This window comes from Martinezella calliandrae (genome assembly GCF_030272695.1).
GTDB classification, from domain to species: Bacteria; Pseudomonadota; Alphaproteobacteria; order Rhizobiales; family Rhizobiaceae; genus Rhizobium; species Rhizobium calliandrae.
Genome location: NZ_JARFYN010000037.1, coordinates 38,923 through 54,636, shown reverse-complemented (window position 1 = coordinate 54,636; position 15,714 = coordinate 38,923). Strand labels below are relative to the sequence as shown.

At 58.9% G+C, this 15,714-nt stretch carries 18 protein-coding genes and 1 pseudogene; 12 read left to right on the top strand and 7 right to left on the bottom strand.

The features are described 5' to 3' along the window. Nucleotides 1-75: 75 nt before the first annotated feature. Both PY650_RS24280 and PY650_RS24275 read right to left on the bottom strand, forming a co-directional pair. Nucleotides 76-1,485 carry a mannitol dehydrogenase family protein gene (locus tag PY650_RS24280; protein WP_285882150.1) on the bottom strand — a complete coding sequence of 470 codons (1,410 nt, stop codon included), beginning with the start codon at nt 1,483-1,485 and terminating at the stop codon, nt 76-78. Continuing rightward, nucleotides 1,482-1,628: pseudogene (locus PY650_RS24275) on the bottom strand (mannonate dehydratase); the annotation flags it as partial. The pseudogene PY650_RS24275 and the gene PY650_RS24280, both read right to left, overlap by 4 nt. A 211-nt stretch (nt 1,629-1,839) precedes the next feature. On the opposite strand from PY650_RS24275, the gene PY650_RS24265 reads away from it, so the two are divergent. Then, nucleotides 1,840-2,541, top strand: a complete 702-nt coding sequence (locus PY650_RS24265; RefSeq protein WP_285882149.1) for a GntR family transcriptional regulator — start codon at nt 1,840-1,842, stop codon at nt 2,539-2,541. A 222-nt stretch (nt 2,542-2,763) separates the two neighbouring features. Further along, nucleotides 2,764-3,795, top strand: a complete 1,032-nt coding sequence (locus tag PY650_RS24260; RefSeq protein ID WP_285882148.1) for an aldo/keto reductase — start codon at nt 2,764-2,766, stop codon at nt 3,793-3,795. Nucleotides 3,796-3,954: 159 nt separating this feature from the next. Here PY650_RS24260 and PY650_RS24255 read toward each other — a convergent pair whose 3' ends face one another. Next, nucleotides 3,955-4,788 carry an alpha/beta fold hydrolase gene (locus PY650_RS24255; protein ID WP_285882169.1) on the bottom strand — a complete coding sequence of 278 codons (834 nt, stop codon included), beginning with the start codon at nt 4,786-4,788 and terminating at the stop codon, nt 3,955-3,957. Between the two features lie 288 nt (nt 4,789-5,076). Between PY650_RS24255 and PY650_RS24250 the strand changes: the two genes are divergently transcribed. Next, complete coding sequence (locus PY650_RS24250; protein WP_285882146.1) at nt 5,077-5,517, top strand: MarR family winged helix-turn-helix transcriptional regulator; 441 nt, start codon at nt 5,077-5,079, stop codon at nt 5,515-5,517. 60 nt (nt 5,518-5,577) lie between these two features. Here the strand turns inward: PY650_RS24250 and PY650_RS24245 are convergent, their stop codons facing one another. Further along, complete coding sequence (locus PY650_RS24245) at nt 5,578-6,069, bottom strand: DUF4142 domain-containing protein (protein ID WP_285882145.1); 492 nt, start codon at nt 6,067-6,069, stop codon at nt 5,578-5,580. 88 nt (nt 6,070-6,157) lie between these two features. On the opposite strand from PY650_RS24245, the gene PY650_RS24240 reads away from it, so the two are divergent. Both PY650_RS24240 and PY650_RS24235 read left to right on the top strand, forming a co-directional pair. Further along, nucleotides 6,158-6,592 carry a hypothetical protein gene (locus PY650_RS24240; protein ID WP_285882144.1) on the top strand — a complete coding sequence of 145 codons (435 nt, stop codon included), beginning with the start codon at nt 6,158-6,160 and terminating at the stop codon, nt 6,590-6,592. A gap of 56 nt (nt 6,593-6,648) precedes the next feature. Beyond that, nucleotides 6,649-7,422, top strand: a complete 774-nt coding sequence (locus tag PY650_RS24235; RefSeq protein WP_285882143.1) for a TIGR01458 family HAD-type hydrolase — start codon at nt 6,649-6,651, stop codon at nt 7,420-7,422. 48 nt (nt 7,423-7,470) lie between these two features. On the opposite strand, the gene PY650_RS24230 is transcribed toward PY650_RS24235, so the two are convergent. Beyond that, nucleotides 7,471-7,701: a hypothetical protein gene (locus tag PY650_RS24230; RefSeq protein ID WP_285882142.1), complete on the bottom strand. Its 231-nt coding sequence runs from the start codon at nt 7,699-7,701 to the stop codon at nt 7,471-7,473. 130 nt (nt 7,702-7,831) lie between these two features. Then, the gene (locus PY650_RS24225) at nt 7,832-8,149 is read right to left on the bottom strand and encodes a DUF982 domain-containing protein (RefSeq protein WP_285882140.1); all 318 of its coding nucleotides are present in this window, start codon (nt 8,147-8,149) and stop codon (nt 7,832-7,834) included. 84 nt (nt 8,150-8,233) lie between these two features. Here PY650_RS24225 and PY650_RS24220 point away from each other — a divergent pair, with 84 nt between their 5' ends. After that, nucleotides 8,234-8,431 (top strand): hypothetical protein, encoded by a 198-nt coding sequence (locus PY650_RS24220; RefSeq protein ID WP_285882139.1) that lies wholly within the window; start codon nt 8,234-8,236, stop codon nt 8,429-8,431. Between the two features lie 33 nt (nt 8,432-8,464). Here PY650_RS24220 and PY650_RS24215 read toward each other — a convergent pair whose 3' ends face one another. Beyond that, on the bottom strand, nt 8,465-9,109 hold the full coding sequence (locus PY650_RS24215; protein WP_285882138.1) for a GntR family transcriptional regulator: 645 nt from the start codon (nt 9,107-9,109) through the stop codon (nt 8,465-8,467). A gap of 186 nt (nt 9,110-9,295) precedes the next feature. Between PY650_RS24215 and PY650_RS24210 the strand changes: the two genes are divergently transcribed. The 6 genes from PY650_RS24210 (at nt 9,296) to PY650_RS24185 (ending at nt 15,711) form a co-directional block, all read left to right on the top strand. Then, nucleotides 9,296-10,720 carry a M20 family metallopeptidase gene (locus PY650_RS24210; RefSeq protein ID WP_285882137.1) on the top strand — a complete coding sequence of 475 codons (1,425 nt, stop codon included), beginning with the start codon at nt 9,296-9,298 and terminating at the stop codon, nt 10,718-10,720. Then, the gene (locus PY650_RS24205) at nt 10,713-12,398 is read left to right on the top strand and encodes a M28 family peptidase (RefSeq protein ID WP_285882136.1); all 1,686 of its coding nucleotides are present in this window, start codon (nt 10,713-10,715) and stop codon (nt 12,396-12,398) included. Before PY650_RS24210 ends, PY650_RS24205 begins: the two co-directional genes overlap by 8 nt. Before the next feature lie 90 nt (nt 12,399-12,488). Next, nucleotides 12,489-13,340, top strand: a complete 852-nt coding sequence (locus PY650_RS24200; protein ID WP_285882135.1) for a transporter substrate-binding domain-containing protein — start codon at nt 12,489-12,491, stop codon at nt 13,338-13,340. A 165-nt stretch (nt 13,341-13,505) separates the two neighbouring features. Further along, complete coding sequence (locus PY650_RS24195) at nt 13,506-14,225, top strand: ABC transporter permease (RefSeq protein ID WP_285882134.1); 720 nt, start codon at nt 13,506-13,508, stop codon at nt 14,223-14,225. Beyond that, nucleotides 14,225-14,950 carry an ABC transporter permease gene (locus tag PY650_RS24190; protein WP_285882133.1) on the top strand — a complete coding sequence of 242 codons (726 nt, stop codon included), beginning with the start codon at nt 14,225-14,227 and terminating at the stop codon, nt 14,948-14,950. The genes PY650_RS24195 and PY650_RS24190 overlap by 1 nt, the downstream gene beginning before the upstream one ends. Beyond that, nucleotides 14,947-15,711 (top strand): ABC transporter ATP-binding protein, encoded by a 765-nt coding sequence (locus PY650_RS24185; protein ID WP_285882132.1) that lies wholly within the window; start codon nt 14,947-14,949, stop codon nt 15,709-15,711. The genes PY650_RS24190 and PY650_RS24185 overlap by 4 nt, the downstream gene beginning before the upstream one ends. Nucleotides 15,712-15,714 lie beyond the last annotated feature (3 nt).

Genomic DNA, 15,714 nt, shown 5'->3' with positions numbered 1-15,714 from the left:
AGATTCGGCGAAACAGAGATTTGGAGAAAACGGTCTGTACGTCATGCACCTTGTTTTCGCAATGAACCTCTCGCCTCAGGCTAGGGATTTCAGGAGCGAATTCACGCCGTCTCTCCAGGCCCTGTTTGCCTGCAATTCCGCAGGAAAAAGCCCCGGTACAGCAAAGAAGGAAGCTGTTTCATCGTCGGTCTGCACGACGTCAGCCGCCGCCTTCAACAGTTCCCCGGAGCGTGGATCGTCCAGAGTGCCGGCCTGTTTGAGAAAGGCGATCCAAACGGCCGTAGCAAACGCGAACGCAGCCCCGTCGCTTCCTGAAGAAAGAGCGTCGACGGCGGGCTGAAAGAGCCGCTGAGGCAGTTTCTGCGAGCCGTCCATGGCGATTTGCAGCGTGCGATGGGCGATGGCTGGGTTTTCGAACCGCTCAACCAACTGGTCCATATAATGGGCAAGATCGATGCCCGGCACTGGATCAAGCGTCCCAACCGCGGCCTGCATGTGCCGTCGGACCAGCGCGACATTCTCGGGCACTCCCATGACGTCGCGGACGAATTCGAGCTTGTGCAATTGTCCGAGGTAGGCAATCAGCGAATGCGAACCGTTGAGCAACCGTAGCTTCATTTTCTCATAGGGCTCGACATCTTTGACGAAGAGCGCGCCGCCCGCTTCCCAAGCGGGGCGTCCCGAAACGAAATCATCCTCGATCACCCATTGCGAGAAGGTTTCGGCCTCGATCGATAGTCTGTCCTCCACTCCCAGTAGCTTTTCGGCACGGGCGCGAGTCTCTGGCGTTGCGGCAGGAACGATGCGATCGACCATGCTGCACGGAAAGGATACGTTTTCTTCGATCCATCCCGCGAGGGAAAGATCGCGCGCCGCTGCCATCTCGATCACAAGGCGCCGGACGATGCGTCCATTGCTCGGCAGATTGTCGCAGCAAAGCACCGTGAACGGCGGCTGACCTGCGTCCCGTCGCCGGGCGAGCCCTTCTGTCAGGTAACCGATGACCCCGATCGGGCGAGTAGGCGACTTCAGATCGTGGACGATTGCCGCATGGGCATGATCAAGTCCGCCGCCGACGGGATCTATGCCGTAAGCCTTTTCGCTGACAGTCAGCGTGACGACGCAGACAGCCGGATCGGCGAGCCTCGCAAGGACAGCCTCGCCATCCTCGCTGGCGGCGAGCGCCTCCACGATCGAGCCCACCACCCGCACACTATCGCCGGAGCGGTCGCGCGCAACAACACTATAAAGACAATCCTGCGCCCGCATATCGTGAGCGATTTCCGTCGACCGTAGGCTGACGCCGACAATACCCCAGTTTCCAAATCCATCCGCAAGCGCCGCATCCGTGTAGACCGCCTGATGCGCACGGTGAAAGGCGCCAAGGCCGATGTGAACGATCCCGGGCTTTAGAACCTGCCTATCATAAGCCGGCGACTGAATTGAACCATGTAGTTGCGTGCGGGCAGTCAATCGTTCCATCATTGGGCAAATCCATATTGGGGGTGTGACAAGGCGCGCTCGATGCCACGCAGTTCCGCGAGACCCTTCAACCGGCCGATGGCAGGATAGCCCGGTTGAGCGCCGCGCGCCAAGTCGTCCAGGATTTCCTGGCGCCGGCCTGAACGGCATCCTTGGCGCTGACCTTGTCGATCGGTCCAAACCATCTCCAGGTATGTCTCATCCTGAATTTTCCTTTGAAAACCGGCGCTACCGAACGCGGCGATAATCACTCTCGATTCAGATATACTACCATGGTAATATGTCAATTAAGCTTGTCGTGAACGCTGCCACTTCCCTTGTGTATAGAAGCGTTCCACCACGCACCGGAAGGCTCCATTGTCTCTGACCGACAAACAATCGGCATCCTTGCTCGCGATTGATCCGAAGTTGCCGATGGCACCGCAGATCTATGGCAATATCCGCCAGTCGATCCTCAATCTCCGTCTCGCGCCCAAGCAGGCTTTGAGCGAAAAAGAACTCGCCCTAATGCTCGGTGTCAGCCGTACGCCGGTTCGCGAAGCGCTGATCAAGCTCGCCGAGGATGGGCTGGTCGATATCTTTCCCCAGCGCGGCACATTCGTTGCGCCGATCCGTGTTTCGGAGGTCCTGGAAGCCCAATTCATTCGCGAAGCGCTCGAAATGTCAGTTGTCGCACGCGTCGCCGAACTATCCGACCCCGTCGCCATCGCCCGCCTGCATGAGAGCCTGGCGCGGCAGAAGCGTGCAGTCGACCATAGTGATCTTGATGGATTCTTGGCGGAGGATGAAAATTTTCATTTCATCCTGTCCGTGTCCGTCAATCTGACGAGGGCCTGGAAGGTCATCCAGAATGTCAAAGGCCAGCTCGACCGCGTTCGTGTTCTAAGCCTGCCCGAGCCGGGTCAACTGGCAGCGCTTTACGAGCAGCATCTGGCAATTGTAAACGCCATCGAAGCTGGCAATTCTTCCGCAGCCAAAAGACATATGGCCAAACATCTCCAGCAAGTGTTCCGCACCATCGAATCCCTGCTGGCAAAAAGAGCCGAGATCTTTGATTGATCCATGCCAGCAAGAGTGGCGCTGCTTATTTTCCAAACCCACTTGTCGCAGCGGCATGATGGGCTATGGTTGCAGCACGGCCCCGCGCTTTAACGTGGAGCGCCGAACGTCATTCGATGGCCGGAGGCCGTCTCAAGCACGACATCGCTATAGATCACGGGGCTCTCGCTCTGCCGACCGCTTTGCGGCTCGGATGCAGGTGCTCCACCAGAGGAGGCAGGAATGGATTATCGCAAGCTCGGCCCCAGCGGGGCTGTTGTCACGGCATATTGCCTTGGCACCATGACCTTCGGCGCAGAAGCGGACGAAGCGGCATCTCACAGATTGCTGGACGACTATTTCGCCTGGGGTGGCAATTTCATCGACACTGCCGACGTCTACGGCGCCGGCAGATCGGAGGAGATCATTGGAAGCTGGCTCAAAGCACGGCCGACCGAGGCGCGACAGGCGGTTATCGCCACCAAAGGGCGTTTCCCGATGGGCACTGGGCCGAACGATATCGGTCTATCACGCCGCCATCTCAACCAAGCTCTCAATGATTCGCTGCGGCGCCTCGGTGTCGAACACATCGACCTCTACCAGATGCACGCCTGGGACGCACTGACCCCGATCGAGGAAACGCTGCGCTTCCTCGACGATGCCGTCTCTGCCGGCAAGATCGGCTATTATGGTTTCTCCAACTATGTTGGCTGGCATATCGCCAAGGCCGTCGAAATCGCCAAGGCGCGTGGCTATACGCGCCCAGTCACGCTTCAGCCGCAATACAATCTGCTCGTCCGCGATATCGAGCTCGAAATCGTCGCGGCCTGCCAGGATGCCGGTATGGGCCTTCTGCCCTGGTCGCCACTCGGCGGCGGCTGGCTGACCGGCAAATACAAGCGCGACCAGATGCCGACAGGAGCTACTCGCCTCGGTGAAAACCCCAATCGTGGCAGCGAATCCTACGCCGCCCGCAATGCGCAGGAGCGGACCTGGGCGATCATCGCGGTCGTCGAAGAGATCGCCAGGGCGCACGGCGTCAGCATGGCGCAGGTGGCACTCTCCTGGACGGCCGCGCGACCGGCCGTGACCTCGGTCATCCTGGGCGCGCGCACGCCGGGACAACTTGCTGACAATCTCGGTGCAGCGGAACTGACGCTATCGGAAGCGGAGATGGAAAGGCTTAGCGAAATCAGTGCACCGCAGCCGTTGGATTACCCTTACGGCAAGGGCGGCACCAACCAGCGTCACCGCAAAATCGAAGGTGGTCGGTAAGATCGGCAACGGAGGCCATAGCTTCTCCGCCATCGGTCATCGCCAGGCATGCGGCGCAGGTAGTTTTGTGAGCCTGCATGGATTTGTGTGAGACAGACAACACATTGCCCGCAAAGCGCCCGCCTCCTGGCGGGCGCGTTCTTCTTTTTTTGAGAATGGTTATGCCTTGAAGAAGGCAAGCAGGTCCGCATTGATGACATCTGCATGGGTGGTGGCCATGCCGTGCGGGAAGCCCTTATAGACCTTCAAAGTCGCGTTCTTGAGGAGCTTGGAAGACAGAAGCGCCGAATCTGCGATCGGCACGATCTGGTCGTCGTCGCCATGCATCACTAGTACCGGAACATCGATCTTCTTCAGGTCTTCGGTGAAATCGGTTTCCGAGAAGGCCTTGATGCAGTCGTAGTGAGCTTTGGCGCCGCCCATCATGCCCTGGCGCCACCAGTTGTCGATGATGCCTTCCGAGACGGTCGCACCCGGACGATTGAAGCCGTAAAACGGGCCGGCCGGAACATCATGGAAGAACTGGGCACGGTTGGCGGCAAGCGCAGCACGGAAACCGTCGAACACTTCTATCGGCAAACCACCAGGATTTTTCTCGGACTTGACCATGATCGGCGGGACCGCGCCGATCAGCACCGCCTTGGAAACCCGGCCGTTGCCGCCGTGTTGGGCCACATAGCGGGCAACTTCACCGCCGCCAGTTGAATGGCCGACATGAATGGCGCCCTTCAGGTCGAGGTGTGCCGCAAGCTCTGCGACATCGGCGGCGTAGGTATCCATTTCATTGCCGGTCGCCGTCTGGCTCGAGCGGCCGTGACCGCGGCGGTCATGGGCGATGACGCGGTAACCCTGGTTCAGGAAAAACAGCATCTGCGCGTCCCAGTCATCGGCACTCAGCGGCCAACCGTGATGGAAGACGATCGGCTGACCTTTTCCCCAATCCTTGTAGAAGATCTGCGTTCCGTCCTTGGTCGTAATCGTGCTGCTGCTCATAGTGTCCTTACCTTTCGAAGATTGCTTTGCGGGAGAGGCTTGTGTGGTTTGAGCAAAGGGCATGACGGCGGCCGTCGCGGCCAGGCCGAGCCCGGCCGTCATGACACCTCGGCGAGTAGCTTGATTGATCGACTGGCTCATTTCAATCTCCATTAATTAATATCGCACGATTTATTATCGCGATATGCACACACCTAAAACCATTTCAGATTGCTGTCTATAAAAAAATTATCGCGATATCATTTTTCGTGATAGAGAAACATGGCGCGCGCCGATTGGAAGACTTGCATGTCCGGACCCAAACCTGTCCCCTTGGACAACCAGCTTTGCTTTTCGCTCTATGCGGCAAGCATCGCCATCAACCGCACATACAAGCCGATGCTGGATGTGATGGGCATTACCTATCCGCAATATTTGGTTCTATGCACGCTGGGTGAGAACGATGGGCTGACGGTCGGTGCGATCGCCGATCGGCTCGCACTGGAATCGAGCACCGTCACGCCGCCGGTACAGCGTCTGGAACAGGCGGGCCACGTCGAACGCCGCCGCAGCAAATTCGACGAGCGCCAGGTCCATGTATGGCTTACCGCGACCGGTCGCGCCCTGTTCAATAAGAGCAGCTGCCTCGGCGAGACCCTGGTGGAGCGGTCAGGCATGACAGCTGAGCAAGTCGAAGCATTGAACCAGAGCGTCCGGGAGCTGAAAAACGTGCTCGCAGGAGACCGATAGCCGGAGTCCATCAAGAGACCCAGCCTAATTGCCTCAGGCCGTCACCATCGAGCGGTGTGCTTAATGCCCACTCAAGGATTGCGCGAGTTGCAAATGCTTCTGCAGCGTCGGCAAAGCTTTCGCCGCAAGTTCGGGAACCTGTCTGTTGCCCTCGCCGGCCTTCTCCTTGAACTCGGAAATGACCTTCTCATGTTCCGTCACCATGAAGCTTACAAACTCCTTGTCGAAGTCGGAACCGGTCAAATGCTGGAGCTTGTCGAGTTCTTGTTGCGCCTCCCCCGAAAGGCCTGCGGAAACATTCACTTCGAGAGCTGCTGCGAGAGCGGTAGCCTCGCCCTTCGCTTTGCGGTGATCGGTGACCAAGGTCTGTCCGAACGAGCGCACGCCGTCGCTCCCGCCTTTTTGAGCAGCCAACTGTCCGAGTGCGATTTCCGCAGTGTCGCCTTTGATGGCATCGCTCAGGAATTGTTTATCGCTTGTCGCCAATGCCGATGAGGCTATCAGACATCCGGCTATTACCGTTGCACTCGCAAGTATTATTTGGGTTCTCATCGCAACACCCTCGTGATTGAACGCTCCGGCGCTATTCCGTTTAAAGCCAAATCGAAAATTCGCGTTTGATTTAGGCGGCATAATCGCCGTGAACCCCTATCCCAACGACTCGTCTTGTCGTGTCGGTCGTACCTTCGCCCGCATCACCGATAACCGTGTTGGAGGGGAGATAGTTCCTGTGTTTTTCTTTGAATTATCCTCGCGGCAGAAACCGCCGGAAGATGACGGCCAACAGCCGAACATAAGCTGTGATATGCAGGGGACCTTCGAGCCCTATATTCTGGAACATTTCCCCCACAAAGCAGTTGAGGTTCCGGATCATCCGACGCACAAATGTGGAGAACGGAACCGGATGAGCAAGCGGCAGAACCCGGATGACACGAAGAATACTCCACCGACTTTCTCCGCGCAGGACGCCCGTCAAGGTGAAATCATTTTGCAGAAGCGCTGGCAACGGTGGGTATTTGTCGCCGGTCTGGTAGGCATCGTACTGTTGGCGTTGCTCCTGGCACTGAAACTTTGACTAGGTTGGGACGGCAATCAGGGATGATATCGGCGAAGAAGAGGTAGTCTGCTTCGATGATCAACGGCGTGCTTCTGGATCTTGCTGGCGTCATCTATGACGGCGAAGACCTCATAGCCGGCGCAACATCTGCTGTTGCCCGGCTGCGCGAGGCGGGCCTTCCCATCCGCTTCGTCAGCAATACGACGCGCTCAAACAAGCAAACGATCTTGGACCGGCTTGAAAGATTCGGACTTTCCGTCACGGGCGACGAACTCTTTACTCCCGTGCAGGCAGCCCGCGATTGGCTTGGTCGACACCAGCGATCGCCCTACCTTCTGACCCATCCTGATCTGGCATCCGACTTCCACGGTCTGGCGGCGGGTCAAGGCAAGGCTCTCGTTGTCGGCGATGCCGGCGAGATTTTCGATTATCGGACCTTGAACGAAGCTTTTCGGGAATTGATCGGAGGCGCGGACTTCCTCGCGCTCGCACCCAACCGGACATTCAAGGATGCGGATGGAAAGCTCAGCCTCGATGCGGGTGCATTCGTGGCGGCATTGGAGTTTGCAACTCAAAGGCATGCCGTTGTCCTGGGCAAGCCGTCGCCCGACTTCTTCTTGTCGGCGCTTGCCAGCATGCATTGTCCGAAAACAGAAGCCGTGATGGTGGGTGATGATGCGGAAACCGATGTCGCAGGCGCCTTGCGGGCTGGACTTTCCAGTGCGCTGCTGGTCCGTACGGGCAAGTACCGTCCCGGCGACGAGACGCGCTTCAAACCCCAGCCGACAGCATTGGTGGACGATATTTCCGCCGCTGTCGATTGGATCATCGCGACGCGCAGCGTTTAGCCCGCAAGCGGAGATGATTGTGCCGGGAACGCCGCGTTGCGTCCTAGCCTACATCGCCGGTACGAACTTCCAAAACACGCCCTCAAAGCGTTCCGGATAATATTTGAATTCACACTCAAAGCGCCGGCCATAGGCTTCGGCATTCTCGAGGGCGATTTTGCTGACCGGGTTCATCCCGGTTCCCGGGGCAAACCAATCCTCAAGCAGATCCTCGGGCACATAGGCGCCGATCCGGAGCGGAAGCTTTGTCAATACGTCGTTCATCTCTTCTGGAGGCATTGTCTTCTCCAACTTGTAACGTCGCTGGTATCGGACATCGCGAGCCGGAGAGATTAGCTCCGTCGTTGGGCGACGACAGGATACCTATGCCCACTGATAGGGAGCTCCGCCCTGGGGCGGAGCCGTGTTTTCAATTTGCAGTATAACGCGTTGTCCGCAAAGACCCCGAGCTCAGCCGCGGCATCACCTTGCGAGGCGCCAAAACTGCCGGCATATCTGCCTCCAGGCACGCAGCGACAAAAGCCTCGCGCGCGACGATCGAGGGAATCGCGCCATTCAATGTTCCCCGGCATGTCTTCACGGCGCGGTCATACGGCTCTCCATTCCGGAGAGGCCACTCATTTTCGAGGAAATCCAACGCATCATATGCGCCGGCAAAGCTTCGTTCCAGACCACATTGCAATCGAATGGTAACGGGTCGTGTCCAGGGAACGCTATTGATCAGCATTTTCTTCCTCCTCGAATGCCGCCCGAATCACCCTGTTAGAATATTGCCGAGTCTCTCCTACGTTCAAGGGATAGCCAATGGCATTTGGAGGTCCATCCCCTCCCTTCGAATGTCGATTTCGATGCGCATCTCGGCGATGAAGAACCTCTGGTGCCTGAAGGACGCGATGTCCACCAGCAACTGGAGGTGAATGTCGATGGCTCTATCAGCGCTCCGACACGCCCAGGTCTCGGTTTCGATCTCAACCGCACCGCATTGGAGAAATTCAAGATCGAGGGTTGAGCTACCGGTGCCGATGAGGTCTCAGCGAGTACCTTAGGATTGGCGAATGTGACGTATCGTCAGGCGTTTCAGTTCTTCGACATCGCCGGCCTCGATGGCATTGATCATCAGATGATGCTCCCGGCCGGACTGCTCAATGCGCGCGCGGGTACGCCATTGCGAGACCGGCGCCGAAGAGGTGCGCTGGCGGATCTCGGTGATCAGCTCGACCAATTCCTTGTTGCCGCCGAGCGTCAGCAATTCGCGGTGGAAAGCAAGATTGGCTTCATAAAGTTCCAACATGGTGCCAAGGAGGATCGTTTGATCGAATCGCTTGGCTAAAGCGCGTAATTTTTGGATGCTGTCGGGCGAAGCGTTCGCGATGATTTCGCCGGCAATCGCCGTCTCCAAAATTATCCGGATATCGCTGACTTCCGCAGCGCGCCGGCCGTCCGGCTCATAGACATGGTAGCCCCGATTGGGCACATGCTCGACCAGTCGCTTCTGGGCGAGCCGGTCCAGTGCGCGGCGTACTTCCGGCCGCGTACACCCATAGCGCTTTTCTAGATCGATCTGCTTGAGCCAAGTTCCGGGAAGAAGCAATCCTGCGAGGATATCATTCAGAATGAGATCAGTGACATCACGGCTTGCCTCCCCTTCGACAACCGTCTCGTCGCTCTTCAATCCGACATCGCTCATCTCAATTCCCCTGCCTTCTACCTGCGATCGATATCATGTTGCTGCGGATTTCTGTAGCCGGTTGCGCGGAACTGGAAACCGTCCTGATGAAAAAATATCCATGCCGATATATTGCGCAAAAAATTTTTGTATCCTAAATTGGCGCCAATTTTGGTAACTCTATAATCCGAGCCTCATCGAAACGCCATGAAAAACTCATCAAAAATTTGGGACACGGTCGAAGAAAAGAGCCAGGCCTTTTTTGACCTCAGCGACCGCATTTGGGGCATGCCGGAAACCAACTATGAGGAGTTTCGCTCTTCGGCCGAGCACGCGCTTCTCCTTGAACAGGAAGGCTTCCGCGTTCAACGCAACGTCGCCGGCCTGCCGACGGCCGTCATGGGCGAAGCCGGCGAAGATGGTCCCGTAATTGCGATCCTCGGCGAATTCGACGCCCTACCCGGCCTCAGCCAGGAAGCTGGGATTGCCGAAGAACGGCCACTGGTTGCCGGCGGCAATGGCCACGGCTGCGGTCACAATCTGCTCGGATCGGGTTCGATGCTGGCCGCCGCCGCGGTCAAGGATTTCTTGGCCGCAAGCGGCCTGAAAGGTCGGGTCCGCTATTATGGCTGTCCCGCCGAAGAAGGTGGCTCGTCGAAGGGCTTTATGGTACGAGCCGGCGTCTTTGACGACGTCGATATCGCAATATCCTGGCATCCGTCGGCCTTCGCGGGCGTCAACAATCCGATCTCGCTTGCCTGCAACGAAATCAATTTCCATTTTTCGGGCCGGGCATCGCATGCCGCAGCAACGCCGCATCTTGGCCGCAGCGCGCTTGACGCCGTGGAACTGATGAATGTTGGCGTCAACTATATGCGCGAACACATGCCATCGACGGCACGCATCCACTACGCCATCACCGATGCCGGCGGTGCTGCGCCGAACGTCGTGCAAGCGCGAGCGACGGTACGATATCTGGTCCGGGCCCGCACACTCCCCGAGCTGCTGAGCCTCGTCGCCCGGGTCAAGAAGGTTGCCGAAGGCGCCGCCCTGATGACAGAGACCACAGTACGCAGCGAGATTATCAGCGGCGACGCTAATCTGGTCGGCAACACGCCGCTGGAAGAGCTGATGTTTGCCAATCTCGAAAGGCTCGGACCGCCGGTCTTCGACAGCGCCGACGAGGCAACTGCGCGCAAATTCCAGGAGACTTTCAGCATGGAGGACATTGCCGCCTCCTATGGTCGTTTCGGTTTGAAGCCGAAGAAGAACCAGGGACTTTGCGATATCATCTTCCCGCTTGATGCCGGCGACGGGACGCTCGTCGGCTCCACCGACGTCGGCACTGTGAGCTGGGTCGTGCCGACCGTGCAGATGCGCGGTGCTACCTATGCCATCGGCACACCCGGCCATTCCTGGCAGCTTGTCGCGCAGGGAAAGCTTCCTGCCGCCCACAAGGGCATGGAGCACGCAGCAAAGATCATGGCGAGCACCGCCCTCGACCTTATCAGCAATCCCGCACTCATCGAGGCGGCCAAATCGGATCACAAGGCCCGTCTCGACGGCACTCCTTTCGTCAATCCAATCCCGGATGATGTAGAACCGCCGCTGCCGGAGAAGAACAATGATTGACGCGACCGGCCTTGATCCCGATTCCAACCGCCTCATGGTGCATATCCGAGAATTCTCGCGGCGCGTAAAACTCTCGGGAACGCCTGAAGAGCTTCAGAGCTTCCATTATCTCCAGGCTGAAATGGACGCCTACGGTTATCGTACCCGACTGCTGTCACATGATGCCTTCATCAGCCTTCCGGGTAGAGCCAGGGTGGAGGCCGATGGCGAGGCTCTACGCTGCATCACCCATTCCATGTCCATATCCACACCGGCCGGTGGTATCGATGCCGAATTGATCCATGTCGGCGAAGGGCATGAGGCTGATTTCGCCTCACGGGATGTGCGCGGCAAGATCGTCCTGGTCGATGGCATCGCGACCGAAGAGGTGGCAGCACTTGCAAGCGCTGCCGGCGCGATCGGACAAATCCATGTCAGCCCGAACGAGCATCTCTACGAAATGTGCGTCTCGCCGGTCTGGGGAAACCCTTCACAGCACACGCGCAACAGGCTTCCGACGACGGCGATCTGCACGATCGCGTTGGGAGATGGCGAACGTCTCCGCAAGCGCCTTGCCGGCGGTGAAACGATCCGCGCCTCGATCGAAGCCGAAGTCGATACTGGCTGGCGCGAGACGCCCATCCTCGTTGCTGAACTCGGTCCGGACAAAGGCGCCGAGGATACTCCTTTCGTCCTCTTCTCTGGCCATCATGACACCTGGCATTTCGGCGTCATGGACAATGGCGGCGCCAATGCGACCATGCTCGAAGCTGCGCGACTGCTGGCCGAGGGACGACGGGATTGGAAGCGTGGACTGCGTATCTGCTTCTGGTCGGGTCATTCCCATGGCCGTTATTCTGGCTCGGCTTGGTATGCCGATGAATATTTCGACGAACTCGACCGCCGTTGCGTCGCCCATGTGAATGTCGATTCCACCGGCGGAGAAGGCGCGACCGTCCTGACCAATTCCGGCGTTATCGACGAATTGCGCTCCGTCGCTGCCGAAGCGATCGAAGCCGTATCGGGGCAGAAACATGCCGGCCGGCGCCATGGCCGCGCCGCCGATCAATCCTTCTGGGGTGTCGGCATTCCCTCCATGTTCGGCAGCCTCAGCCACCAGCCGCCGTCCCCGGTCAAAATGCTGACGGCCCTTGGCTGGTGGTGGCATACGTCACAGGACACGGTCGAGCACATCGATCCGGACAACCTTGTCCGTGATACGCGTATCATTCTTTTGGTGCTGCGCCGCCTTTTGACGGCAAAGGTCCTGCCTCTGGACTATGCAGTCTATGCACGATCGCTTGGCGACGAGCTCGCGCGACTGGACCAGACCCTCGCGGGGCGGCTGGATATCGGCGCACTTCGACTGTCGGCGGCAGACCTCGAGCGACAGGCCACTGTCTTGAAGAAGCGTTCGGACGGCGCAACCGAGGCTGCAGCAGAACGAATAAATACGGCGCTGATGCGTGCATCGCGCCTGCTGGTGCCGCTCAACTACACCAGCGGCGAACGCTTCCATCCGGATTCTGCTCTGCCGCACGCGCCCTGGCCGTCGCTCGATGGCATAAGGGAGCTTGCGCGCCTGCCGGCTCGTTCAGAAGACACCGCCTTTCATGTGGTTCACGCACGCCAGACCCGCAATCGCGTCGCTGTTGCGCTGCGGGAAGCGAATGCCGTCCTCAAGAGCGCCCTCGACTGAAAAACCGACAACCATCGAAACTGACAGGGGGCGGACAACGCTCCATCCAACCGGCGCCAACCACGCCGCACCGAAAAGGGGAATGAATAGATGAAGAAGATATTTGGCCTGACAGCCATTGCAGTTGCCCTTGCTTTTGCGCCAGTCGCCGCGAACGCCAAGGACTGGACCCATGTGAAGGTCGGCATCGAAGGTGCCTTCCCTCCCTGGAATCTCATGAATTCCAGCGGCCAACTCGCGGGACTGGATGTCGATCTCATCAACGACCTCTGCGCTCGCGCCAAGGTCGATTGCGAACTGATCGCCGGTGATTGGGCCGGCATGATCCCCGGCCTCAATGCCGGAAAATACGATCTCATCATGACCCTCGGCATCAATGACAAGCGCAAGCAGGTGGTGGATTTCACCCTACCTTACGCGAGCGGCGTCGCATCCTTCCTGCTGCTGAAGGGCGGCACGGTCGCCGATCTCCCCGATACCGGCAAGCGCTTGAATCTCAACGACAAGGCGGCGGCGGATCCAGTCATGGCCAAGATTGGCGAGGAATTGAAGGGCAAGACAATCGGCGTCGTTCAGTCGACCAGCCAGGAACAGCTGATCAATGCCTATTTCGGCAGCGATGTCAGTGTCCGTTCCTATCAGAATTCCGGCGAACGCGATCTCGACCTGAAGGCCGGGCGCATCGACGCCGGCTTTGACAGCGGTGTCTATGGCACGACGGCACTCGCCAAGCCCGGAAACGAGGACCTGGAAATGTCGGGCCCGCTGATGAAGGGCGCTATGCTGGCAACCGAAGTCGCCATCGGTATGCGCAAGGGTGAAACCGACTTGAAGGCGAAGTTCGATGCGGCGATCGAAGATGCTGCCAAGGCCGGCACGATCAAGACGCTTTCCGAAAAGTGGAGCAAGCTTGACCTGACGCCGACTTTGGCAACGAACTAAGCGCTTTCCGTCTCCTGCCCTTTCCGATCATGGCGGCATTGGCCACCATGCAGGAATTGGCTTTGCAGGATATGAGCCTGGCCGGAGTGCATCCTCCGCAAGCGAGATCATGGATATGTCAATTCCAATCCCTATCTTGACCCCCAGCGTCCGGCCGGTTCGACAATGAGCCAGCCGGGTTTCTTCGACATTTTAAGCTTCGGACCCGATGGCTGGGCGAAGGCATTGCTGGCCGGCGCCTGGATGACCATTCTTATCGCGATTGCCGGCTATACCATCGGCATCGTCATCGGCGGTTTCGGCTCCTGGGCGAAGGTTTCAGGCGGCAGCGCCACGCGGATTGCCGCCGACACCTACACAACCCTCCTGCGCGGCATTCCGGATCTGCTCGTTATCTACCTTCTCTATTTCGGCGGCAGCACGGCGGTGACAACCGTCGGGCGCCTGTTCGGTGCGGAGGGTTTTATCGGCTTTCCGGGATTTCTGGCGGGCTCGCTGGCGGTCGGGATCACGTCGGGCGCGCAGCAGACGGAGGTCTTTCGCGGCGCCTTCAAGGCCGTGCACCGCGGCGAGATCGAGGCGGCAGTTGCCTGTGGCATGTCGCGTTGGCTGCGCTTCCGGCGCATTGTTGCACCACTGACCCTGCGGCACGCGCTTCCTGGGCTCGGTAATGTCTGGCAGGTGGTGCTGAAGGAATCCGCCCTCGTCTCGATCACCGGCGTTGCCGAGCTGCTGCGCCAGGCGCAGGTCGGCGCCGGTTCCACCGGCCTGCCTTTTGATTTCTACCTGATCGCCGGGCTGCTTTACCTGGCCATCTCGACACTATCCAGCGTGCTGATGCGCCAGGCGGAACGCTACTTCAGCCGCGGCGTCAGGAGGGCCTGATGGACTGGAATTTCCTCAGCGAAACCTTCGTCAGCCTGATCGCGGCCATCCCACTGACGCTCTCGCTCGCGGGCCTGTCGATCATCTTCGGCGCCGCGCTGGCGCTGGCGCTCGCCATGGCGCGCCTGTCGGGCGTTGCGGTGCTTGACTGGTTTGCACGCTTCTATGTCTTCATCTTCCGCGGCACACCATTGCTGGTGCAGATCTTTCTGATCTACTACGGCCTCGGTCAATTCCCCGCGGTACGCCACAGCATTGTCTGGCCGATCCTGCGCCAGCCCTATTGGTGCGCTGTCCTGGCGCTCACGCTGAATACAGCCGCCTATGCCAGCGAGATCATTCGCGGCGGCCTGCTGTCGGTTCCGCATGGCCAGGTCGAGGCAGCGCGTGCCTGCGGCATGGGGCGCTTCATGCAGTTTCGGCGCATCATCCTACCGCTCGCCATCCGCCAGGCGCTTCCGGGCTATGGCAACGAAATGATCGCCATGGTCAAGGCGACCTCGCTTGCCTCAATCATCACGTTGATGGAGGTGACCGGCGTTGCCGCAAAGATCATCGCTGAAACTTATCGCGCCATCGAAGTCTTCGTCGTTGCGGGTGCGATTTATCTTGCCATCAACTTCGTGCTCACGCGCCTCGTCCAGCTGCTCGAATATTGGCTGAGCCCACATCTGCGCGAGCCGCGGCCCTTTCTTATCTCGACCACAGAAGGAGATGCGCCATGACCGATATGGCTCCCGCGCTCAGCGTCAGGAACCTGCACAAGAGCTTTGGCCCGGTGGCGGTCCTCAGAGGCATATCGCTTGATGCAGAGGAGGGCGACGTCGTCTCCATTCTCGGTTCGTCGGGATCAGGAAAATCGACCTTCCTTCGCTGCATCAATATGCTGGAAACGCCCGATTCAGGCGACATCATCGTGGCCGGCGAGACCATTCACATGCAGTTCGGCCGCAAAGGCACGCGTCCGACCGATCGCCGGCAAGTGGACCGCATCCGCTCGAGGCTCGGCATGGTGTTCCAGAGCTTCAATCTGTGGAGTCACAAGACAGTTTTGGAAAACATCATCGAAGCGCCTATCCACGTGCAGCGCCGCCCAAAAGCGGAATGCGTCGAGGAAGCGGAGGCACTGCTTGCCAAGGTGGGCATCGTCGACAAGCGCAACCACTACCCCTCGCATCTTTCCGGCGGACAGCAGCAGCGCGCAGCGATCGCCCGCGCGCTCGCCATGCGGCCGAAGGTAATGCTGTTCGACGAGCCGACATCGGCGCTCGATCCCGAGCTGGTCGGCGAGGTCCTGCGCGTCATGCGCGGGCTAGCGGAGGAAGGACGCACCATGCTCGTCGTCACGCACGAGATGGGTTTTGCCCGCGACGTCTCCAGCCGCGTAATTTTCGTCCACAGGGGTCTGATCGAAGAAGACGGCGAACCGCACGAGGTTTTCGGCGGCTCGAAATCGGAGCGTTTCCGCCAGTTCATTTCCAAATAAATC